Annotated in this window: 16 protein-coding genes and 1 pseudogene; 8 read left to right on the forward strand and 9 right to left on the reverse strand. The window is 74.3% G+C overall.

What is annotated here, in order from left to right; translation table 11 throughout:
• The 3 genes and pseudogenes from BI06_RS50435 to ssd form a co-directional block, all read right to left on the reverse strand.
• Window positions 1–222: pseudogene (locus BI06_RS50435) on the reverse strand (hypothetical protein); the annotation flags it as partial.
• Between the two features lie 513 nt (window positions 223–735).
• Window positions 736–2,139 (reverse strand): TadA family conjugal transfer-associated ATPase, encoded by a 1,404-nt coding sequence (locus BI06_RS08100; RefSeq protein WP_369826092.1) that lies wholly within the window; start codon window positions 2,137–2,139, stop codon window positions 736–738.
• Between the two features lie 2 nt (window positions 2,140–2,141).
• Entirely contained in the window at window positions 2,142–3,263 is a 1,122-nt protein-coding gene (gene ssd, locus BI06_RS08105; RefSeq protein ID WP_030392662.1) for a septum site-determining protein Ssd, read from the reverse strand.
• Window positions 3,264–3,948: 685 nt separating this feature from the next.
• Here ssd and BI06_RS08110 point away from each other — a divergent pair.
• Window positions 3,949–4,935 (forward strand): HAD family phosphatase, encoded by a 987-nt coding sequence (locus BI06_RS08110; RefSeq protein WP_255360201.1) that lies wholly within the window; start codon window positions 3,949–3,951, stop codon window positions 4,933–4,935.
• A 479-nt stretch (window positions 4,936–5,414) separates the two neighbouring features.
• On the opposite strand, the gene BI06_RS08115 is transcribed toward BI06_RS08110, so the two are convergent.
• Window positions 5,415–6,329, reverse strand: coding sequence for a hypothetical protein (locus BI06_RS08115; RefSeq protein ID WP_055731117.1), 915 nt, complete (start codon window positions 6,327–6,329; stop codon window positions 5,415–5,417).
• 215 nt (window positions 6,330–6,544) lie between these two features.
• Between BI06_RS08115 and BI06_RS08120 the strand changes: the two genes are divergently transcribed.
• The 3 genes from BI06_RS08120 to acs all read left to right on the forward strand — a co-directional run bounded on the left by BI06_RS08120 (window position 6,545) and on the right by acs (window position 12,733).
• Complete coding sequence (locus BI06_RS08120) at window positions 6,545–7,534, forward strand: ATP-binding protein (RefSeq protein WP_043466743.1); 990 nt, start codon at window positions 6,545–6,547, stop codon at window positions 7,532–7,534.
• Between the two features lie 497 nt (window positions 7,535–8,031).
• The gene (locus BI06_RS08125; RefSeq protein WP_082558370.1) at window positions 8,032–10,545 is read left to right on the forward strand and encodes a SulP family inorganic anion transporter; all 2,514 of its coding nucleotides are present in this window, start codon (window positions 8,032–8,034) and stop codon (window positions 10,543–10,545) included.
• A gap of 211 nt (window positions 10,546–10,756) precedes the next feature.
• A complete protein-coding gene (gene acs / locus BI06_RS08130; RefSeq protein WP_030392657.1) occupies window positions 10,757–12,733 on the forward strand; it encodes an acetate--CoA ligase in 1,977 nt (658 codons plus the stop codon).
• Window positions 12,734–12,862: 129 nt separating this feature from the next.
• Here the strand turns inward: acs and BI06_RS08135 are convergent, their stop codons facing one another.
• A complete protein-coding gene (locus BI06_RS08135; RefSeq protein WP_107113312.1) occupies window positions 12,863–14,068 on the reverse strand; it encodes a serine hydrolase in 1,206 nt (401 codons plus the stop codon).
• A gap of 512 nt (window positions 14,069–14,580) precedes the next feature.
• On the opposite strand from BI06_RS08135, the gene nhaA reads away from it, so the two are divergent.
• From nhaA to BI06_RS08155, 4 genes are all read left to right on the forward strand, one after another.
• Entirely contained in the window at window positions 14,581–15,984 is a 1,404-nt protein-coding gene (gene nhaA / locus BI06_RS08140) for a Na+/H+ antiporter NhaA (RefSeq protein ID WP_082558371.1), read from the forward strand.
• Window positions 15,985–16,184: 200 nt separating this feature from the next.
• Window positions 16,185–16,661 carry a phage holin family protein gene (locus BI06_RS08145; RefSeq protein ID WP_043466745.1) on the forward strand — a complete coding sequence of 159 codons (477 nt, stop codon included), beginning with the start codon at window positions 16,185–16,187 and terminating at the stop codon, window positions 16,659–16,661.
• A gap of 107 nt (window positions 16,662–16,768) precedes the next feature.
• A complete protein-coding gene (locus BI06_RS08150; RefSeq protein WP_078879770.1) occupies window positions 16,769–17,788 on the forward strand; it encodes an alpha/beta fold hydrolase in 1,020 nt (339 codons plus the stop codon).
• 183 nt (window positions 17,789–17,971) lie between these two features.
• Window positions 17,972–18,232 carry a hypothetical protein gene (locus BI06_RS08155; RefSeq protein ID WP_043466747.1) on the forward strand — a complete coding sequence of 87 codons (261 nt, stop codon included), beginning with the start codon at window positions 17,972–17,974 and terminating at the stop codon, window positions 18,230–18,232.
• 151 nt (window positions 18,233–18,383) lie between these two features.
• Here the strand turns inward: BI06_RS08155 and BI06_RS08160 are convergent, their stop codons facing one another.
• The 4 genes from BI06_RS08160 to BI06_RS08175 all read right to left on the reverse strand — a co-directional run bounded on the left by BI06_RS08160 (window position 18,384) and on the right by BI06_RS08175 (window position 22,189).
• Window positions 18,384–19,568: a MarP family serine protease gene (locus tag BI06_RS08160; RefSeq protein WP_030392651.1), complete on the reverse strand. Its 1,185-nt coding sequence runs from the start codon at window positions 19,566–19,568 to the stop codon at window positions 18,384–18,386.
• Window positions 19,569–19,635: 67 nt separating this feature from the next.
• Window positions 19,636–20,367 (reverse strand): CoA pyrophosphatase, encoded by a 732-nt coding sequence (locus tag BI06_RS08165; protein WP_043467437.1) that lies wholly within the window; start codon window positions 20,365–20,367, stop codon window positions 19,636–19,638.
• Between the two features lie 11 nt (window positions 20,368–20,378).
• The gene (nth, locus tag BI06_RS08170) at window positions 20,379–21,254 is read right to left on the reverse strand and encodes an endonuclease III (protein ID WP_078879769.1); all 876 of its coding nucleotides are present in this window, start codon (window positions 21,252–21,254) and stop codon (window positions 20,379–20,381) included.
• Between the two features lie 95 nt (window positions 21,255–21,349).
• Complete coding sequence (locus BI06_RS08175) at window positions 21,350–22,189, reverse strand: isocitrate lyase/phosphoenolpyruvate mutase family protein (protein ID WP_043466749.1); 840 nt, start codon at window positions 22,187–22,189, stop codon at window positions 21,350–21,352.
• Window positions 22,190–22,234 lie beyond the last annotated feature (45 nt).

The following is a 22,234-nucleotide window of genomic DNA, read 5'->3' on the forward strand; positions in this document are numbered from 1 at the left end:
CGACCGGTCGGCCGCGATCCTCGTGGTCACCAGGTGGAGCGCCTGCTCGGGTGTCGCCCCGCCGCGCAACTCGCCCGCCAGTCCGGCGCACAGCTCCACCACAGCGGCCGAGCGGTACCGCGCCTCGGCCGCCGCAGCGCGGCGCGACCGCCACCTGCGGGCCGGCAGGACGGCGGGGAGCGCCGCCAGCAGCGGGACGGGCGACGCTGTCGCCCACCCCACCGCCAACCCACCGGGAACGAGCAGCAGTTCCGGCGCCCGCCGAACAGCCCGCCAGGGACCGCCCGACCACCGCACGACCGCTCCCACCGCTCGCGCCCCCGCACGCCCTTCGCCGTCGCCCCCACTCCTGCCTCTGCTCCCGCCGGAGTCGCCCGCGGCCCCGGTCAGCACCGCACCGGCCCGACGAGCACCCGCCAACTGCCCCTGCAGCCGCCACCACCCCGCCACCGCGAAGACGGCCATCACCAGCCAGCACCCCAACACAATCCCGTACAGCTCCAAGGCCATTGCCGCCCTCCTCGTCCCGAACACCACATCCACCACCGCGCCGACCACCGCAACGAGCACCGCGCCGGCCGACAGGCCGTCCGCGACACCGAGCGCGACACCGGCCGCGACCACCGCCCGACCGCCGTCGGCCCCTCCACCCGCTCCCCGGCCCGAGGAGCAGCAGCGCACCCACCCCGCAGCCGCACAGCATCAGCAGGAACACCCCCTCCACCGGCCCCGCCGTCACGGCGGCCCGTCCACGAGCACGACCCCGCGGGCGGCGAGCAGCCGCCCGAGCCGGGACCAGCCGGGCCCCGCCACCGTGCCGCCGTCCGCCGTGAACGTCACGGCGGGCGTGGTGACGGCCAACCCGTGCCGGTCACCGCCCAGGGTGTGGATCTCGGCGACCCGGCGCCTCCCGGTGCCCGGTTCCCGCACCAGGTGCACCACCAGGTCGAGGGCCGCCCGGAGCTGGCTGTGCAGGGCCGGCCGGTCCATCCCGGCCAGCGAGCCGAGCGCCTCCAGCCGGACCGGTACGTCCGCCGCCGTGTTGGCGTGGACCGTCCCGGTGCCGCCCTCGTGGCCGGTGTTGAGGGCGGCCAGCAGGTCGGCCACCTCGGCGCCGCGCACCTCGCCGATCACCAGCCGGTCGGGCCGCATCCGCAGCGCCTGGCGGACGAGGTCCCGCAGGGTCAGCTCGCCCAGCCCCTCCTGGTTGGGCGGCCTGGCCTGGAGCCGCACCACGTGCGGGTGGTCGGGCAGGAGCTCGGCGGAGTCCTCGGCGACGACGATCCGCTCCTCCGGACCGACCAGGCCGAGCAGCGCCGCGAGGAGCGTGGTCTTCCCGGTGCCGGTGCCCCCGCTGACCAGCAGCGAGAGCCGGGCCCGCACGACGGCGGCCAGCAGTTCGCCGCCGCGCGGCGGGAGTGCCCCGCCCGCCACCAACTCGTCGACGGTGAAGGGCCGGGAGCGGCACACCCGCAGCGAGATGTGGGTGCATCCGGCGGCGATCGGCGGCAGGACGGCGTGCAGTCGCGTGCCGTCCGGCAGCCGGGCGTCCACCCAGGGCCGCGCGTCGTCGAGCCGCCGACCGGCCGCCGTGGCGAGGCGGTGGGCCAGCCGCCGCACCGCCTCGGCGTCGGCGAACCGGACGCCGGTGGCCCGGCGCAGTCCGCCGCCCCGGTCGAACCAGATCTCGTCCGGCCCGTTGACCAGGACGTCCGTGACATCGGGCGCCGCCAGCAGCCGCTCCAGCGGGCCCGCGCCCACCAGTTCGGCGCACAGCGAGCGCACGGTGTCGAGGACGTCGTCACCGCCGAGCGGCGGCCGGGCGGCCCGCAGGGCGGTCGCCACCGAACCGGCGGTCGGCACGGCCCCGGACTCGGCCAGCCGCAGGCGGACGGCGTCCACCAGCGCGGCGGCGCGCTCCTCCCGCGCCGTACGCCCGTAGGGGTTCGGTTCCGGCCCCGGCCGCGCCGCCGGGCCGCTCCCGGGGCCGGGCAGGCCCCGCAGTACCCGCCGCTCACCCGGTCCGTCACCCCCGTGCCCCGACCGGTACCCGCCCGGCGGGGCCGCTCCACCGGCCCCGCCGGTGCCCGGCCGTCCGCCGCCGGGTTCCCCGGCCCCGCCGGCCCTCCGCAGTCGCACCATCAGTACACGCCCCCTTCGACCGCCGGCACCGTCGGCAGCACCTCGTCGAGGAAGGCCCCGCAGAACCTGGCGAGCGGCCCGCCCTCGCGGATGCCGGGCGGCACCCCCTGCTCGAGGTCGACGGCCAGGCCCGGCTCCGGATCCAGCACCCCGGCGAGCTGCATCCGCAGCCCCCGGGCGATCCGGTGCGCGGGGAGCCCGAACGGCCCCGGCGGACGCACCACCGCCCGCACGTCGTCGAGCCGCATCCGCACGGACGCGGCCACCCGGTCGGCGGCCGCCACCGCCCTCAGCTCCGCCGGCACCACCAGCAGCGCCGTGTCGGACTGCTCCAGCGCCTGCCCGGCCGCCGGGTCCAACCGCCGGGGCACGTCGACCACCACCAGGCCGCCGCCCCGGCGCGCGGCGGCGAGGACGCTGCGCATGGCCTCGGGCGGCACCGCCGGGGTGTCGCCGCGGTCCCAGGACAGGCAGGCCAGCGTGCCGAGCCGCTTGAGCGCGGGCAGCGCCCGGGCCAGCTCGGCGCCGCTGACCCGGCCCCGGGAGCCGGCGAGGTCCGGCCAGCGCAGCCCCGCCGCCGTCTCGCCGCCGAGCAGGATGTCGAGCCCGCCGCCGAGCGGGTCGCCGTCGACGAGGACGGTGCGCAGGCCCCGGCGCGCGGCCGTGACCGCGAGCGCGCAGGCCAGGGTGGAGGCACCCGCGCCGCCCCGGCCGCCGAGGACGGCGACGGTGCGGGCGGGCGGGCCGACGCCCTCGACGGCGTCGGCGATCCGGTCGAGCAGCCAGGTCTCCGCGTCCGGCAGGAACAGCACGTGCTCCGCGCCGAGTTGGACGGCCCTGACCCAGACGCCCGCGTCGTCGAGGTCCAGCCCGAGCAGCAGCACCCCCGGTCGGCGGGGCATCGCGGCGCAGTGCCCGGCCCGGTCGTCGCCGACCAGGACCAGCGAGGCCTCCTCCCAGAGCTCGCGCGGCGGCGCGCCCCGGATCAGCCTCGGATCGGTGCCGGCCGCCGCGCAGATCCGCAGCAGGTGCTCGGCCAAGGCGTCGTTCCCGGTGAGAACGAGCGGCCGGGCGGGCTCGGGCCCACCGGTGGCGGCGTGGTCGGTGATGGGCTTCGACATGGCGGCTCCCCTGTCCCGGTGCCCGGCCGCGCACGGCGGCCGGGCACACCTACGAAAGGTCCGGCAGCCGGCCGGGGGCCCGAGGGATCGGGCCCGGCAACCGCTGCCGGGCCTCACGTTGGACGGTGATCCCGATTCCGTCCTCCGGGTTCCGATTCCCTGTGGACAACTCGGGGGCTGTGGAGGAAAACGTTCACTCGGACGGGGGGCTATTGGACAAAGAATTGACTAATCGGGCTCACCGAGATGAACCGCCATAGCTGGCGGGGCGGGATAGCGACGCACGCACCGGGTACTCCCCGGAGCAGGTCCGAGCCTCATTCCAGGGGTGGCGGCTCCGGAGCATGACATGACCAAAGCTCTACGGAGAGTGACGAAAACGTCGAGACAGTCGGGCGGGCCGACACCCCCTGTAGAGATCGCCCGGATCAACCGGCGGATCCGCCGGGCCGGCCGCCCGAGCCCCGAAAATGGCTCCGGACGTGCGACGACCCCCGCCGGGGGGGAGAGCGGGGGTCGTCTATCCACGGCCCGACTCGGGGGGGAGGAGCCGGACCGGGTTAGCACGGTCGCGAACGATCCGTGACTTCCATGGTGTACCCGAGCGGCCAGAAACACAAACCCGCACGCCCGCGAGTACGCCGAATGGCGGGCAGTTTTGCGGAGCCCTCTATCCTCGGTTCCCGTGGACACCACCGAGAACGCCGACGAGTACGCCGACGAGTCCCCGGACTCCACCGCCGCAGCCTCCGCCGGAACCGACGGGGCCCCCGGGGCCGACGGGACGGCCGTGACCGGCGCGCGGCCCGGAGGGACCGGCTCCGGCCCGTCCGCGCCCCGTCCGGCGGCCGCGCGCCCGCGCCCGGCCGGTCCGCGGACCGCCGCCTTCTTCGACCTGGACAAGACGATCATCGCCAAGTCGAGCGCCCTGGCGTTCAGCCGTCCGTTCTACCAGGGCGGCCTGATCAACCGTCGGGCCGTCCTGCGAAGTGCGTACGCCCAGTTCGTCTTTCTGGTGGGCGGCGCCGACCACGACCAGATGGAGAAGATGCGGCAGTACCTCTCCGCGCTGACCCGGGGCTGGAACGTCCAGCAGGTCCGCGAGATCGTCGCCGAGACGCTGCACAACCTGATCGATCCGATCATCTACGACGAGGCCGCCTCGCTCATCGAGCAGCACCACGCGGCCGGGCGGGACGTGGTCATCGTCAGCAGCTCCGGATCCGAGGTGGTCGAGCCGATCGGCGCGCTGCTCGGCGCGGACCACGTGATCGCCACCCGGCTGCAGATCGAGGACGGCTGCTACACCGGCGAGATCGAGTACTACGCCTACGCCGAGAACAAGGCCGCCGCCATCCGGGAGTTGGCCGAGGTCGAGGGCTACGACCTGGCGGAGTGCTACGCCTACAGCGACTCGTCGACGGATCTGCCCCTGCTGGAGGCCGTCGGCCACCCGTCGGCGGTCAACCCCGACCGGGCGCTGCGCAAGGAGGCGCTGGCGCGGGAGTGGCCGGTGCTGGTCTTCGACCGGCCGGTGGAACTCCGGCGGCGGCTCCCGGAGTTCTCGGCGCCGAGCCGCTCGGTGCTGACGGCGGTGGCGGTCGGCGCGGCGGTCCTGACGGCCGGCGCGGTCTGGTACGCGACCCGCCGGCGCCGCCGCCTGCCGGCCTGACCCGGCGGGGCCCCGACCGAGGCGGCACCGGCCCGACACCCCTTGGACAAAACGGGCAAAAGTCGAAGACTTCTCATTTCGGGTTCCCCTTTCGCCCGAAACGCGATACAAAGGAATCACGGCCCGCGAGACCCGGTCAGGACCTAAGAGGTCAAACCGACAACGCAGTTCAGGCCCCACGGACCGTGTGCACAGATAACCGAGCACCCACATGCAGCCGACCCGCTGTCGGGCCGCCGCACCAGACGAACGGGCAGGATCCCCGTCTGATCGGCACTTTCCGGTGCATGCATGGTCACCCGGCATCTGTGCCAGCGGCGGCACCCGGCAAGTTCAGGTGCCGCCGCATCCTCGTGTCCGGAGCCCGTCCGGAGCCCGTCCTGAGCCCGTCCTGAGCCCGCCCGGGGCCTCCCCCGGCCCGGCCGCATGCCGGCCGGCCCGGAGCCCGCCGGAGCGGGCCCCACCCGCACGCCGCCCGCTCAGACCATGCCGCGCTGCATCGCCTCGCAGACCGCCGTGCTCTCCCGCACCCCGAGCCGCAGCGCCCGCCCGCAGTGGCCGATCCAGGCCGCCAGTCCCTCCGGCGTCCCCGCCAGGTAGCCGGCCAGGGCCCGCCGGTAGGCGTCCGTCCCCAGCTCCACCAGCCCCACCTCGGCCGGGCAGATCGACTTCGGGTCGAGGCCCTCCGCGATCAGCACGATCCGCGCGGCGGCGCGGGCGATCAGACCGTTGTACGAGCCGAACGGCCGCAGCGCCAGCAGCTCGCCGTGCACGACCGAGGAGACCACCAGGGCCGGCGTCCCGACGCCCTGGCCCTCGGCGCGGGCCACCAGCAGCCGGGACAGCTGGTCCAGCCGGGCGGCGACCTCCTCCGGGCCGGGCGCCGCCGGCAGGGCCGGCACGGGCCCCGCCGGAGCGGGCGGCACGACGGCCGGGGCGACGTCCGCCGCGACCCCTTCGGCCGGCTTCACCTCCAGCGGGAACAGGTCCTCGACGCCCTCCCCGGCCTGCCTCGGCCGGCCCGCCACGGGGTCGGCGTCGCCGACCGCCAGCAGGTGCAGCCGGGCCAGCACCTGGAGCGGCGAGTGCCGCCAGATGCTCAGCAGCTGCCCCGCCTCGGCGGCGATCCGCAGGGAGGCACCCACCGTCCGGGTCTCGGGGTCGGCGCCGAAGTCGCTGCGACGGCGGACCTCCTCCAGCGGCCAGTCCGAGCCCGCCAGCGCGGCGGAGGCGCGGGCGCCGCGCAGGGCCGACTCGGAGGTGACCTCGGCCGCGCGGCGGCGCATCACCCGGTGGCCGTAGAGGCGGTCGACGGCCTTGCGCACCTCGGCCACCGCGTCGGGCACCCCGGGGAGCTGGGCCAGCGGGGCGAGGGGATCTGTTCCAGTGCTCACCTACCCGAGAGTAATGACCCGGGGGCCCCGGCCGGAACAGCAACCACGCATCACCCGTTCGAGGCAATCCTCACTTCCCTCCCGCAAACGGCCCGAAACCCCGGATAGCATGGCTGTCGAAGACGATAACGATTTCCAACTCGGGAGATCGTCGACCTCGTCGCGGCGCGGACCGCGGACGCGGCGGGTCCTGGAGCGAGAGCCGGAGTCCCAAGATGAAGATCGCCTTCGTCGGCAAGGGTGGCAGCGGCAAGACCACGCTGTCCGCACTGTTCATCCGCCACCTGGCCGCCGCGGGCCGCCCGGTCCTCGCCGTCGACGCCGACATCAACCAGCACCTCGGCCCGGCCCTCGGGCTGACGGACGACCAGTCCGCCGCCCTGCCCTCGCTCGGGGCCCACCTGCCCGGCATCAAGGAGTACCTGCGCGGCGGCAACCCGCTGATCCGCTCCGCCGAGGAGATGATCAAGACTACCCCGCCCGGGCGCGGTTCGCGGCTGCTCCGGATCGTCGAGGAGAACCCGGTCTACGCGGCCTGCGCCCGCCCGATCGCGCTCGACGAGGGCTCGGTGCGGCTGCTGGCGACCGGCGCGTTCACCGAGGAGGACCTCGGCGTCGCCTGCTACCACTCCAAGGTCGGCGCGGTCGAGCTGCTGCTGAACCACCTGGTCGACGGCCGGGACGAGTACGTGGTGACCGACATGACCGCCGGCTCCGACTCCTTCGCCTCGGGCCTGTTCACCCGCTTCGACCTCACCTTCCTGGTGGCCGAGCCCACCCGCAAGGGCATCTCGGTGTACCGCCAGTACCGCGACTACGCGCAGGACTTCGGCGTCCGGCTGCGAGTGGTCGGCAACAAGGTGCAGAGCCAGGACGACCTGGACTTCCTCCGCCGGGAGGTCGGCGAGGACCTGCTGACCTCCTTCGGGCACTCCGACTGGGTGCGCCGACTGGAGCAGGGCGCGCAGCCGCCGCTGCGCGCCCTCGAAGCCGCCAACCGCGCGGTGCTGGACGAGCTGAGGGCGGCGGCGGACGCCGCGTACGACCTGCGGGACCCGCGCCGCTACACCGAGCAGGCGGTCCTGTTCCACTTGCGCAACGCCGAGAGCTGGGCGAACGCCAAGGTGGGCATCGACCTCGCCACCCAGGTCGACCCGGACTTCGTGCTCGGCGACGAGCCCGCGGCGGCCGGCGCGGCCGTCTGACCGGACCGGCGGCGCCCAGCGCCGACGCGGCACCACCGCGCAGAACCACCGCAGCGACCACGGGCCGCGGTCCCAGAACGGGGCCGCGGCCCCCGCGCGTCCGCCCCCGCGCCGCCCCCACCCCGGCCCGCAGCGCCGCCACCAGCAGATTCACGTCCGTTCGGCCACCACCCAATGGGGTGAATGAGGCGGATATTGCCTGTCGCTCCGGATGACGCTGTGCAAAGCTCTCATTACCCTCGGTTTACCGAGTCTTGATGATCCGCATCCGTTCCGGTGCTCCTCGCCGTGGCCTGGCTCCTCCCAGCGCCCCGCCGAGCGACCGCCGGGGCCCCGATGGTCCAAGGCCCGGCCGGTGACACCCGCACTCCCGGCCCGTCCACGCCATCCCGCCACACCGTCGCGACCCACGACAGCCGATCCGCTCCACCGAGCCCATGACCGGACTCACCGCCGGACCTGACTGCGTTCGTTCCCCCGGACAGACGGGAAGACCCATGACCCTCGACATCTCCAGCGCACCCATCGCCTCCGACACCACCGACCACGCCCCGCCGGGGCGTCGCCCCCGCGCCTCCTGGGCGCAGGACCTCTCGGCCTCCCTGGTGGTCTTCCTCATCGCCGTGCCGTTCTCCCTCGGCATCGCCCTGGCCACCGGCGCCCCGCTCACCGCGGGACTCGCCGCCGCGGCCGTCGGCGGCATCGTGGTCGGACTGTTCGGCGGCACCCCGCTGCAGGTCAGCGGCCCCTCCGCCGCGCTCACCGTGATCACGGCCGGTCTCATCACCCAGTACGGCTGGCAGGCGACCTGCGCCATCACGCTCGCCGCCGGCCTGCTCCAACTCCTGCTGGGCGTCAGGCGGGTGGCCCGGACGGCGCTGGCCGTCTCGCCCGCCATCGTGCACGGCATGCTGGCCGGCGTCGGCCTCGCCATCGCGATCGCGCAGTTGCACGTCGTCCTCGGCGGCTCCCCGCAGAGCTCGTCCCTGGCCAATCTGCTCGCCCTGCCGAGCCAGCTGGCGGCCCCGCACCCGTCCGCCCTGGTGGTCGGCGCGGTCACCGCCGCGGTGCTGCTCGGCTGGCCCCGGCTGGGCCGACTCCCCGGCCGGTACGGCGAGTTCGGCGCCCGGCTGACCAAGGTCCCCGGCCCGCTGGCCGCCGTCGCGGCCGCCACCACGCTCGCGATCACGCTGGACCTGCGGCTCGCCCGGGTCGACCTGCCCGCCTGGCAGCCGCACGACCTGGTCCCGGACCTGCCGCACGGCCCGCCCCTCGCCGTCCTCGCCGCCGTGCTGACCGTCACCGCCGTGGCGAGCGTCGAATCACTGCTCTCCGCCGTCGCGGTCGACCGGATGTCGCACCGCACCGGGGACCTCGACCGCGAGCTGCGCGGCCAGGGACTGGCCAACATGATCAGCGGGCTGGTCGGCGGACTGCCGATCGCCGGCGGCGCGGTGCGCAGCACCGCCAACGTCCGGGCCGGGGCCCGCAGCCGCTGGTCCTCGGTGCTGCACGGGGTGTGGGTACTGGCGGCCGCGCTGGCCCTCACCGGCGGGCTGCGCCGGATCCCGCTCGCCGCGCTCGCCGCCCTGGTACTGGTCGTCGGCCTGCAGATGGTGAGCTTCGCGCACATCCGGAAGGTCCACCGGCACCGGGAGTTCCCGGTCTACCTGGTCACCGTGGTCTCGGTGGTGCTGTTCGGCGTGCTGCCGGGTGTGGCGCTGGGCGCCGCGACGGCCGTGCTGCTCGCGCTCTACCGCCTGACCCGCGCGCACGTGGACGTGCTGACCGGCCCCGACGGCGCGTTCACCGTGGAGACGCACGGCCCGCTGACCTTCGCCGCCGTGCCCCGGCTGAGCCGGGCACTCGCCGGTGTGCCGGCCGGCGCCGAGGTCACCGTCGTGCACGACGGCTCCTTCCTGGACCACGCCGCCTACGAGACGCTGCACAGCTGGCGCAACGGCCACCAGGCCGGCGGCGGGCGGGTGTCGATGGTGACCCGCCGCCAGGACGACGAGGTGCTCGACCCGGACGGCACCGTCCGCACCGGCAGCTCCCCCGGCCCGCACCGCTGCCGCGCGTGGACGCCCTGGGTCGGCCACCACTGCATCGAACAGCAGGAGGACCCGCACGTCCGGCTGCTCGACGGGGTTCGGGTGTTCCAGCTGCACACCGCCCCGCTGGTCCGGCCCGAACTGGCCCGGCTCGCCCGGGAGGGACAGACACCCTCCCAGCTGTTCCTGACCTGCGCCGACTCCCGGATGGTCACCAGCATGATCACCAACAGCGGCCCGGGCGACCTCTTCACCGTGCGCAATGTCGGCAATCTGGTGCCGGCGCCGCACGAGCCGGGCGCGGCCGACGACTCGGTGGCGGCGGCAGTGCAGTACGCGGTCGAGGTACTGGAGGTGCGGTCGATCACCGTCTGCGGGCACTCCGGCTGCGGGGCGATGAAGGCCCTGCTGGACGGGGTGCACGAGCAGCCCGGCCGACCCACTCCGCTCGCCCGCTGGCTGCGCAACGGCCGGGGCTCGCTGGACCGGCTGCGCCGGGTCCCGGCGGAGTTCACCGACCGCCCGGTGGTCGATGTGACCGAGCAGCTCTGCGTCACCAATGTCGTCCAGCAGCTGGACCAGCTGATGGCCAACCCGGCCGTCGAGCGGCGGGTCGCCGAGGGCACCCTGCGGCTGGTCGGCATGTACTTCGACTTCGCCACCGCACAGGCCTATGTGCTCGACCCGGAGAGCGGCCGGTTCGGCCCGGTCGAGGCACTGGCGTCGACGCCGGCCGCCGTATGCACGCCCACGCCCGCACCGGCCGCCGTACCCGCGCCCGTGGCGGTCGCCGCATCCGCGCCCGCACCGCTGCCCGCCTCCTCGGCTCTGCCGTCCACCCCGCGCGGGGAGCACGACACGCCCGAACGAGTGAATGAATTCGAACAGGTTCCGACCACCGGTACCGTCGCCGCGGATCCGGCCAGGGACGGGGGAGGCCCCGGCCTGGCCGCCTGAGAGCCGGGCCCGCGTCCAGCCGGGCGGGCCAAGGACGCGGGCCCACCTCCTCGGGCCGCCCGAGACGCCTCCGACCTCGGGCGGCCGTTCGACGAGCGATCAAAGGTCTACACCAATTAGCCAGAGCCTCTTGTCAACTGACCTCTTCGCCTGGTGAGCTGTGCGCTGGGACACACGGGACAATCCCCACGCACGGGAAACGACCCCGATCATGACTCATGAGGAGTGCGCGTTGAGCAACGAGAGCCTGGCCAACCTGCTCAAGGAGGAGCGGCGTTTCGCCCCGCCGGCAGAGCTCGCCGCAGCCGCCAACGTCACCGCGGCCGCGTACGCCCAGGCATCCGAGGACCGCCTCGGCTTCTGGGCCGAGCAGGCCCGCCGCCTCACCTGGGCCGTCGAGCCCACGCAGACGCTCGACTGGTCCAACCCGCCCTTCGCGAAGTGGTTCGCCGACGGCAAGCTCAACATCGCCTACAACTGCGTGGACCGCCACGTCGAGGCCGGTCACGGCGACCGCGTCGCCATCCACTTCGAGGGCGAGCCCGGCGACGGCCGCTCCATCACCTACGCCCAGCTCAAGGACGAGGTCTCCCAGGCCGCCAACGCCCTGCTCGAACTCGGCGTCACCAAGGGCGACCGCGTCGCGATCTACCTGCCGATGATCCCCGAGGCCGTCGTCTCGATGCTCGCCTGCGCCCGCATCGGTGCCACGCACTCCGTGGTCTTCGGCGGCTTCTCGGCCGACGCCGTCGCCTCCCGCATCCAGGACGCCCGGGCCAAGCTCGTCATCACCGCCGACGGCGGCTACCGGCGCGGCAAGCCCTCCGCCCTCAAGCCCGCCATCGACGAGGCCCTCACCAAGGCCGAGGGCGTCGAGCACGTCCTGGTCGTGCGCCGCACCGGCCAGGACACCGCCTGGACCGAGGGCCGGGACGTGTGGTGGCACGAGCTCACCGCCCGCCAGTCCACCGAGCACACCCCCGAGGCACACGAGGCCGAGCACCCGCTGTTCATCCTCTACACCTCCGGCACCACCGGGAAGCCCAAGGGCATCCTGCACACCACCGGCGGCTACCTCACCCAGGCCAGCTACACCCACCACGCCGTCTTCGACCTCAAGCCGGAGAGCGACGTCTACTGGTGCACCGCCGACATCGGCTGGGTCACCGGGCACTCGTACATCGTCTACGGCCCGCTCTCCAACGGCGCCACCCAGGTCATCTACGAGGGCACCCCCGACACTCCCCACCAGGGCCGGTTCTGGGAGATCGTGCAGAAGTACGGCGTCACCATCCTCTACACGGCGCCCACCGCGATCCGCACCTTCATGAAGTGGGGCGACGACATCCCCGCCAAGTTCGACCTGTCCTCCCTGCGGGTGCTGGGCAGCGTCGGCGAGCCGATCAACCCCGAGGCCTGGATCTGGTACCGCGAGCACATCGGCGCCTCCACCGCCCCGATCGTGGACACCTGGTGGCAGACCGAGACCGGCGCCATCATGATCAGCCCGCTGCCCGGTGTCACCGAGACCAAGCCCGGCTCCGCCCAGCGCGCGCTGCCCGGCATCGCGGCCACCGTGGTCGACGACAACGGCACCGAGGTCGCCAACGGCTCCGGCGGCTACCTCGTGCTCACCGAGCCGTGGCCCTCCATGCTGCGCACCATCTGGGGCGACGACCAGCGCTACATCGACACCTACTGGTCGCGCTTCGAGGGCCGCTACTTCGCCGGCGACGGTGCCAAGAAGGACGAGGACGGCGACATCTGGCTGCTCGGCCGGGTCGACGACGTCATGCTGGTCTCCGGCCACAACATCTCGACCACCGAGGTCGAGTCGGCGCTGGTCGGGCACCCCTCGGTGGCCGAGTCGGCGGTCGTCGGCGCCACCGACGCCACCACCGGCCAGGCGATCGTCGCCTTCGTCATCCTGCGCGGCACCGCCACCGACAGCCCGGAGCTGGTCGAGGAGCTGCGGGCGCACGTCGGCCGCACCCTCGGCCCGATCGCCAAGCCGAAGCAGATCAAGGTCGTCGGCGAGCTGCCGAAGACCCGCTCCGGCAAGATCATGCGCCGCCTGCTGCGCGACATCGCCGAGGGCCGCGAGATCGGTGACACCACCACCCTCGCCGACTCCACCGTGATGAACCTCATCCAGGCCCAGCTCCCGCCGGCCGGCTCCGAGGGCTGATCCAGGAGGTCCGACCTCGGCCGCTGCTCCGCGCCACTCCCTGAAGGCGGCGCGGTGCAGCAGGCACGACGGTGCCCCGGGCGGTAGCTACCGCCCGGGGCACCGTCGGCTCCGGAACAGGTCCGGCGGTCAGCTCTCGCCGAATTCGGCGATCAGCACGCGCAGGGTCTCGTGCGCGCTCTGCACCAGGGCGCGGCTGCGCAGCGGCTGTCCGCCGGCCAGGACCGCCAGGCCCACCTGGGCCCGGGGGCTGAACCCGACGAAGGCGGTGGACCGCCGGGCGGCACCCACGTGGTAGACCACCTCACCGGTCTCGACCGACCCCGCCCCGTCGGGCCCCGCCCCGTCGGGCCCCGCCCCGTCGGACGCTGCCCCGTCGGACGCCGCGGGCACCGGCAGCACCGGCTTCCCGGCCGCCCGCGGTTCCGCCACCCCCGCCGGAAGGGCGCGGTGGTTCCACCCCAGGCAGATCCGCGGCCCGCCGCGCCGCCCGTCGGTGCGCGGGCGCCGCACCTCGTTCAGCGCCGTCCGCAGCGCCGCCGCGTCGGCCCGCTCGGGGAGCGGAACGGCGTCCAGCGCGAGGTGCGCCTGGAGGTAGCGGAGCATGTCGTCCGCGGTGGAGCGGAGCGCGGCGGCGCCCGGCAGGGCGGGCAGCCGGAAGGACGGCACCCTGCGCCCGCGCCGGTATCCGGCGTCCTCCTCCCGGCCGGGGCCGCAGGAGGTGTCCATCAGACCGAGCGGCCCGCAGACCCGGGCGGCGAGCAGATCGTCGTACCGCTGCCCGGCCGCGTTGGCGAGCAGCAGGCCGAGCAGCCCGCAGCCGAGGTTGGAGTACCGGACCTGGGTGCCCGGCGTGCCGCGCACCGCCGTCCGGGGCAGCGCCCGCAGCAGGTGCGCCGGCCCGAAGGTGGCATAGGGACGGGTGAACCAGCGCGGGACCTGTCCGGGCAGCACCCCGTCCGGCAGCCGGGGCAGGCCGGAGGTGTGGGTGGCCAGGTGGAGCAGGGTGATCGGGCGCTCCTGCGGGTAGCCGGGGGCGGCGTCCGCGGGCAGGTAGCGGTCGATCGGATCGTCGTAGCCGACCTCGCCCCGGGCGGCCATCTCGGCCAGCAGCAGGCCGGTGAACGTCTTGGTGACGGAGCCGAGTTCGAAGCGGGTGTCGGCGCGGACCGGGCGTTCGGTGGAGCGGACGGCGTGGCCTCGGCAGGCGACGGTCCGCTCGTCGCCGCGGATCACCACGACGGCGGCGCCACCGGCCGGTGCGGCGGCGCGGAACAGCGGGCGGAGCAGGCGGTCGAGTTCGGGGTCGGGCGGGCCGTACAGCGGGGCATTCATCGGAGGGCGCTCCGGCGGCCGGGCCGGGACGTGCGAGGCGCGCAGGACGAACGCGGTGCGCAGGACGAAAGCGGCGCACAGAACGCACGGGACCCGCAGGACGAACGACGCCCGCAGCACGGACAGGACCCACGAGACGTATACGAACGGAAGGATAAGAGGGGCGGTCTGGGCATGGCGGCGCCTCCACAGCGCGAAGGTGAGGGACCCGGGGAAATCCCCTGGACCGGGGCTCCGACCTCGGCCGGGCCCTGCGGTCGACGATAGAGAGCCGTTCACCCGTCTGCACGCCGCCGACTCCGTTCGGGTGCCGATCGGCCGTACGGACGGGTGCACAACAGGCCACCCAGGCTTAGGTCCTGAAGTATGACAATCCGGATCTCGCCTTGTCGTTCCCGTTATACTGTCAACGACGCATCAAGATTCGCGTCACAGGGCGAGCCGGGAAGTCTGGTCGGCAATGCACCACCGGTGCATCTCCGTACACCGTCCCCGCCCCCAGGAGGCCGTCCGTGGCCAGCCAGCCGCCCGTCAACGAGCCGACGACCCGACGCCGCCAGCTCCTCGGCAGGCTGTCCCTTCCCGAGCGCACCTACATCACGGACGCGCTGCGCACCGAGACCGTCGGCGGCGTACTGCTGCTGCTCGCCTCGGTCGTCGCACTGATCTGGGCCAATGTCTGGCCGGCCGCCTACGAGTCCGTCCTGGACTACACCGTCGGCCCCTCCGCCCCGCTCCACCTGGACCTCAGTCTGGACGCGTGGGCGAAGGACGGACTGCTGACGATCTTCTTCTTCGTGGCCGGGATCGAGCTCAAGCGCGAGTTCGTGGCAGGTGAGCTGCGCAGCCCCAGCGCGGCGATCCTCCCCGTCATAGCCGCCGTCTGCGGCGTCGCGCTGCCCGCGATCGTGTTCGCGGTGGCCAACGCCGGCCCCGGCGGGCATCCGAACGGCTGGGCCATCCCGACCGCCACCGACATCGCCTTCGCGCTCGGCGTGCTCGCCGTGGTCGGCAGCCACCTGCCCTCGGCGCTGCGCGCCTTCCTGCTCACCCTCGCGGTGGTGGACGACCTGATCGCGATCCTGATCATCGCGATCTTCTACAGCTACGGCATCAAGTTCTGGGCGCTCGGACTGGCCTTCGCCGGACTGGTGCTGTTCTGGTTCCTGCACCGGCGCGGGGTCCACGGCTGGTACCTGTTCGTACCGCTCGCCTTCGTGATCTGGGCGCTGATGCACGAGAGCGGCGTGCACGCCACGGTGGCGGGCGTCGCGATGGGCCTGCTGCTCCGCTGCCACCGGGAGGGCGACGAGAAGTCCTCCCCCGGCGAGCACATCGAACACCTGGTCCGCCCGATCTCGGCCGGGTTCGCCGTACCGGTCTTCGCGCTGTTCGCCGCCGGGGTGACGATCTCCGGGCCGGCCCTGCGCGAGGTGTTCACCCAGGCGGCCCCGCTCGGCATCGTGCTCGGCCTGCTGGTCGGCAAGACCGTGGGCATCTTCGGCGGCACCCGACTGGCCGCCCGCTTCACCCGCGCCGAACTGAACCCGCAGCTCAAGTGGGCGGACATGTTCGCCGTCTCGGTGCTGGCCGGCATCGGCTTCACGGTCTCGCTCCTGATCAGCGAACTGGCCTTCCCCGACGACCCGGCCCTCGCCGACCGGGCCAAGGCGGCCGTCCTGGTGGGTTCGCTGCTCTGCGCGCTGATCGCCACCGTGCTGCTGAAGCTGCGCAACCGGCACTACCGCGAGCTGTGCGAGGAGGAGGACCGCGACCTCGACGGTGACGGCATCCCCGACGTCTACCAGTTGGACGACCCGGCCTGGCAGGCGCGCACGGCCGGACTGCGGGGCCGACCGGACCGTCCGCAACCGGGCGCGCACCCGGCCGACGAGGGCCCGCACCACCCGCATTGAGCCGGGCCCGGGCCGGACCTGCCCGGAACACGTCCCTCGCCGGGCCCCCCGGAGTGGTGTCCGCTCGTCCGGTAGGGGCATGATTCTGAACTGTCGACAGTCCACCGACGCCACCGGGCCCGCCCCGGTACCCGGAACCACCGGGGAGCCGCACCGTGCGGCGGCGTCACTCGCCGCACGGCCGAAGAGGAGAACCGCTGATGCCCGCAGGAGCCGCAGACCCGTCCAGCAACGGCCGGGCGCCCTATGCGGGCGAGCGTTCGGTGGGGCAGCTGTTCGCCGCGGCCACCGCCGACCTGTCCGCCCTGGTCCACGACGAGATCGCGCTCGCCAAGGCCGAGATCCGCGCCGACGTCAAGCGCGGTGTCTCCGGCGGCGTCTCGCTGGCTGTCGCCGGTGTGGTGGCCCTGGCCGCCGTCCCGATGCTCAGCGCCGCCGCGGCGTTCGGCATCCACGCGCTGGGCCTCTCGCTCGGCTGGTCGTTCCTGGTCGTGGCCGGCGCGTACCTGCTGCTGGCCGTGCTGCTGGGCCTGCTGGCGCTGCGTTCGTTCAAGAAGATCGAGAAGCCGGTCCGCACCATCGAGGGCGCGCAGAAGACCGCCGACGTCCTGAAGAACGCGCGGCCGCGTCCCGCCACCAAGGAGGAGATCGACCGCGCCCTGGGCCGCATCCCGTAGGCCCGGCGACCGCGTCGTGGACGCGCGGCCGGTGCTCGGCGGGCCCGAACGGCCCGAGTGCGAGTGCCGGGCGCGTGTCCGGCGCGCGGATGTGACACGCTCTCGGTATGTCGCTCGACCAGAAGCCCGTGCCCGCACAGCCGTCCGCCGGTTCCGGCGACACCGCCTCCGGGTCCGTCGGCACCTCCCCCGGTGACGGCGGCGACGTCCAGGGCACGCCTCCGGCCCCCTGGGACGTCCGGCAGGCCGGACCGTGGACCCACCGCGACCTCGCCGCCAACGGCGCCCGCTTCCACATCGCCGAACTCGGCGAGGGCCCGCTGGTCCTGCTGGTCCACGGCTGGCCGCAGTACTGGTGGGCCTGGCGCCACCAGCTGACCGCACTCGCCGAGGCCGGCTACCGGGCCGTCGCCCTGGACCTGCGCGGCATCGGCGGCAGCGACCGCACCCCCCGCGGCTACGACCCGGGCAACCTCGCGCTGGACATCACCGGGGTGATCCGCTCCCTCGGCGAGAACCGGGCGCACCTGGTCGGCCACGCCTCCGGCGGCACGCTGTCCTGGGTGGCCGCCGTGATGCGGCCCTCGGTGATCCAGAGCCTCACCGTGGTCTCCGCCGCGCACCCCCGGGACCTCCGCCGGGCCCTGCTGACCGACCGGCGGCAGATGGCCGCCTTCGAGCACATCCTGGGCTTCCAGCGGCCGTGGATACCGGAGCGCCGCCTGGTCGCCGACGACGCCGCGCTGGTCGGCCGCTACCTGGACGCCTGGACCGGACGCAACCAGCTGGACCGCGCGGCGGTGGCCGCGTACCGGGAGGCGATCCGGATCCCCAGCACCGCGCACTGCTCGATCGAGCCCTACCGGTGGCTGCTGCGCTCGATGGCCCGGCCGGACGGCATCCAGTTCGCGCGCCGGATGAAGAAGCCCATCACCGCGCCCACCCTGCACATCCAGGGGGCGGCGGACCCGGTGCTGCTGTCGCACACCGCGCTGGGCGGCGGCGAGTACGTGGCCGCGCCGTACCGCTGGCGGCTGCTGCCGGGGATCGGGCACTTCCCGCACGAGGAGGCGCCGGAGCAGTTCACGGCCGAGCTGCTGGACTGGATCGGCCGGCACAAGGACTGAATCGGTGCGGGGCCCGGCGGCGTAGGGGCCCCGGATCGGGGCAGAAGGTCCCGACACCCGATCGGGGGAACCAGGCCGTAGGTCCCAACTCCCTTCAGGTGACGCACATATGACAAGCGCATAGGCCACGTTGATGGCCGGACGGGCGGTTACCCCCGTCGACCCAGGGGCATCCATTGCGGTATGACCTGGATGCCCGATCGCGGCAGCGCCCCGCGCGGCCGACAGCACAGCGACAGCTCGCAGCGTTCCGCCCACCGTTCCGAGTGGACGGAGGGCCGCGGTCACGACCGCGGTTACGACCGCCGTTACGACAACGGCTACGACGGCGGCTTCGACGGCCCGGACGGCCACCCCCGCGCGGCGCAGGACCGGCTCGGTATCCCGCGCATCCTCGGCCGGCGCGCCCGCTGGGTGGGTGCCCGGCTCCGCCGCGACACCTGACCGACCCCCGTCCGCGGACCCACGTCCACGGACCCGCAGCCCCGCGGACTCACAGCCCCGCAGAGCCAGGGACCCGCAGCCCCGCAGCCCCCTCGGCCCGCCGCCGGCCCCACGAGCCGGCCCGGTGGCGGGCCGACGGCGGCCCGGTGGGTCAGAGCGCGCAGCCCTGGGTGTCCGCCCGGCCCGAGGCCACGCTGCCCTGCTCGGCGTCCTCGCGCACCTCGGCCGCGGTCAGCACGTACCCGGTGTCCGCGCTGTCCAGCGACTTGGCGAACACCATCCCGTACACCTGGCCGTCCGGGGTGAGCAGCGGCCCGCCGCTGTTGCCCTGGCGCACCAGCGAGCGCACCGAGTAGACGTCGCGGACCACCTGGCCGCGGTGGTAGATGTCCGGTCCGTTCGCCTGGATCCGGCCGCGGATACGGGCCGGCTGGACGTTGAAGGCGCCGTTCTCCGGGAAGCCCGCCACGATCGCGTTGTCATTGGTCTTCGCCTCGCCGGCGAAGGTGAGGGCCGGCGCGTTCAGCTTCGGCACGTCGAGGATGGCGATGTCGCGCTGCCAGTCGTAGCGGACCACCGTGGCGTCGTACAGCTGGCCGACCCCGCCGATCTGCACGGTCGGCTCGTTGACCCCGCCGACCACGTGGGCGTTGGTCATCACCCGGTGCGGGGCGTAGACGAAGCCGCTGCCCTCCAGCGTCTTGCCGCAGGAGGTGGCGGTGCCGACGACCTTGACCAGGCTCTGCCGGGCCTTCGCCACCGCGGGACTGCCGGCCAGCGTCGGATCGGGGATGTCGACCTGGGTGATCGGCTCGTGCTCGAAGGGGTTGAACACCTGCGGGAAGCCGTTGCGGGCGAGCACCTTGGAGAAGTCCGAGAACCAGTTGGGGGCGTCGGAGGGCAGGGTGTCCTGGACCCCGCCCAGGATCGCCGAGGTGCGGACCTGCTTGGAGACGGTCGGCAGGGACGTCCCGGCCAACGCGGAGCCGATCAGCCAGGCCACCAGCAGCATCGAGATCACATTGACCACGGCGCCGCCGGCGGCGTCCAGCGCCCGGGCCGGGCGGCGGTCGATGTGGCCGCGCAGCTTCCAGCCGAAGTGCGTGGTGATCGCCTGGCCGATCGCCGCCAGCACGATCACCACCACCACCGCGATCACCGAGGCGGTCGTCCCGGGGCTGAGGTGGTCGAGCAGCAGCGGCAGCAACTGGACGGCGAGCAGTCCGCCGCCCAGGAAGCCGAGGACCGACAGCACGCCGACCACGAAGCCCTGCCGGTAGCCCGACACGGCGAATCCGATCGCGGCGGCGATCAACAGCACATCCAGGACATTCACCCGGACACCCTCCCACGACGGACCACCCCGCCGGGCGGGCGATGGTCGAATCCGCCCGCCGTCCGGTTCACTGCGCCCCGGCGTCGTGGCCGAGCACCGCCCGGGAACGCTCCCGGTCGCCCTGCACCAGCTCCAGCGCCTCGTCCGAGAGCTCGACGACCCGGCCCGTGTCCCACGGCCGCTCCAGCCCGCTGTGGTGCAGCACCCGGTCGATCACCCCGGCGGTGAAGCCCCAGACCAGTCGGCCGCCGACCGCGAAGGCCGGTCCCATGTGGCCGGACGGGTGCCGCAGCCTGGCCCGGTTCACCGGGTCGGTCAGCTCGTCGATCGGCACCCGGAACACCGCGCCGGTCTCCCCGAGGTCCACCGGCCGGACCGGCGACTCCTGGCGCCACCAGCCGAGCACCGGCGTCACCACGAACCGGCTGACCGGGATGTACAGCGCGGGCAGCGTCGCGAACACCTGCACCCCGTCCGGGTCCAGGCCGGTCTCCTCCCAGGCCTCGCGCAGCGCCGCCGCCACCGGGCCGGGGCCGGCCGGGTCGCCGTCCTCCGGGTCCAGCGCGCCGCCGGGGAAGGAGGGCTGGCCGGCGTGCGAGCGCAGCGAGCGGGCCCGTTCGATCAGCAGCAGGTCCGGGCCGGACGCACCCTCGCCGAAGAGCATCAGCACGGCGGCGGCGCGGCCGCCGTCCTCCGGCGGCAGGAAGCGGCTGAGCTGCTCCGGCAGCACCCGCTCCGCGGCGTCCCTGACCGGCTCCAGCCAGGTCGGCAGCCCGTCCCGCTCGACCCCCCGCACCATCCCCCGGTCGCTCACTCGGCCACCGCCAGGTCGGCGACCTCGCCGTGGTGGGCGGCGGCGTCCGCGCGGGCGCCGGCCTCGCCGGGGAAGTCCGCGGGCGGGCGCAGCCGCTGGCCCGGCTGTCCGCCCATCTCGTACTTGAGCAGCTTCTTCGCCTTCTCGGGATCGGTCTCGCCCTCGCCGTAGGAGGGGCAGAGCGGTGCGATCGGGCAGGCTCCGCAGGCCGGCTTCCGGGAGTGGCAGATCCGCCGGCCGTGGAAGACCACGCGGTGCGAGAGCATCGTCCACTCGGACTTCGGGAAGATCTCCGCGACCGCCGCCTCGACCTTCACCGGGTCCTCGTCGGTGGTCCACCCGAACCGGCGGGCGAGGCGGCCGAAGTGGGTGTCCACGGTGATCCCGGGGACGCCGAAGGCATTGCCGAGGACGACGTTGGCGGTCTTGCGACCGACCCCGGGGAGGGTGACCAGGTCCGCCAGCCGGCCGGGGACCTCGCCGCCGAACTCGTCGCGCAGCGCGATCGAGAGGCCGATCAGGGACTTCGCCTTGTTCCGGAAGAACCCGGTCGGCCGGATGATCTCCTCCAGCTCCGCCGGGTTCGCCGCCGCCATGTCCTCCGGCGAGGGGTACTTGGCGAACAGCGCCGGCGTCGTCTGGTTCACCCGCAGATCGGTGGTCTGCGCCGACAGCACGGTGGCCACCAGCAGTTGGAACGGGTTGTCGAAGTCCAGCTCCGGGTGCGCGTACGGGTACAGCTCCGCCAGCTCCCGGTTGATCCTCCGCGCCCGCCGCACCATCGCCAGCCGCGATTCGGGCTTGGGCGCCCCGCCTGCCTTCCCCACCGGCTTCCCCGCAGACGCGGTCGTCCGGACCTTGCTCTCTGCCATGCGTGAAGGCTACGCCGGACGGCCGTGCTCCTGCGGCGGATCGGCCAGGACCGGGCGGGGAAGGAGGGGCGAGGGCAGGGGAGCTGACAGGCCGGTCAGCCCCGGAAGAGCCCGTCGACCTCGCCGTAGCCGAGCGCGCCGGCCGGCTCCGTCAGGGTGCCGGGGCCGAGCAGTTCGGCGGCCGCCCGGTGGGCGGCGGTGTAGGCGAACTGGGCCAGCGCGGTGCCCACGCTGATCCGGCGCACCCCGGCGGCGGCGAGTTCCGCGACGCCCGGCCCGCCGGCCACGGCCATCGCGTTGACCGGCAGCGGCGAGCGGGCGCAGAGCGCGGCCAGCGCGTCGAGGTCCAGCAGACCGGGGACGAAGAGGCCGTCCGCACCCGCCGCCGCGTACGCCTCGGCGCGGACGAGCACGTCGTCGAGCCCGCCCAGCCCGAACAGGAAGACGTCCGTCCGGGCGTTCACCAGCAGCTCCGGCAGGCCGGCCGCCTCCGCCGCCGACCGTGCGGCGCGCAGCCGTCCGACCTGCTCGTCCACCGTGAACAGGGGGCCGCCGGGCGCCGCGGAGTCCTCCAGGTTGACCCCGGCCGCGCCCGCCCCCACCAGGGCCCGAACCGTCTCGGCGACATCCTCCGGCGCGGGCCCGTAGCCGCCCTCGGCGTCCACCGTGACCGGCAGGTCGACGGCGGCGGCGACCCGGCGGGCGGCCTCGACGGCCGTCGCGCGGTCGATGCGCTGGCCGTCGCCCCGGCCCAGTGACCAGGAGACGCCGCCGCTGGTGGTGGCGATCGCGGCCGCCCCGGCCGAGGCGATCACTGCGGCGCTCCCGGCGTCCCATGCGTTCGGCAGGACGAGCACGCCGTCCGCGACCAGCGCCCTCAGCCGCTCGGCCCGCGTGCGGACGGTGGACGGCGGGAGCGGGGAGGAGGTGGGCATGAGGGGTCACCGGCTTTCGGTTCGGGAGGGATCGCGGGAGGGGTT

The sequence above is a fragment of the Kitasatospora sp. MBT66 genome, from assembly GCF_000710405.2.
Taxonomy (GTDB): Bacteria; Actinomycetota; Actinomycetes; order Streptomycetales; family Streptomycetaceae; genus Kitasatospora; species Kitasatospora purpeofusca.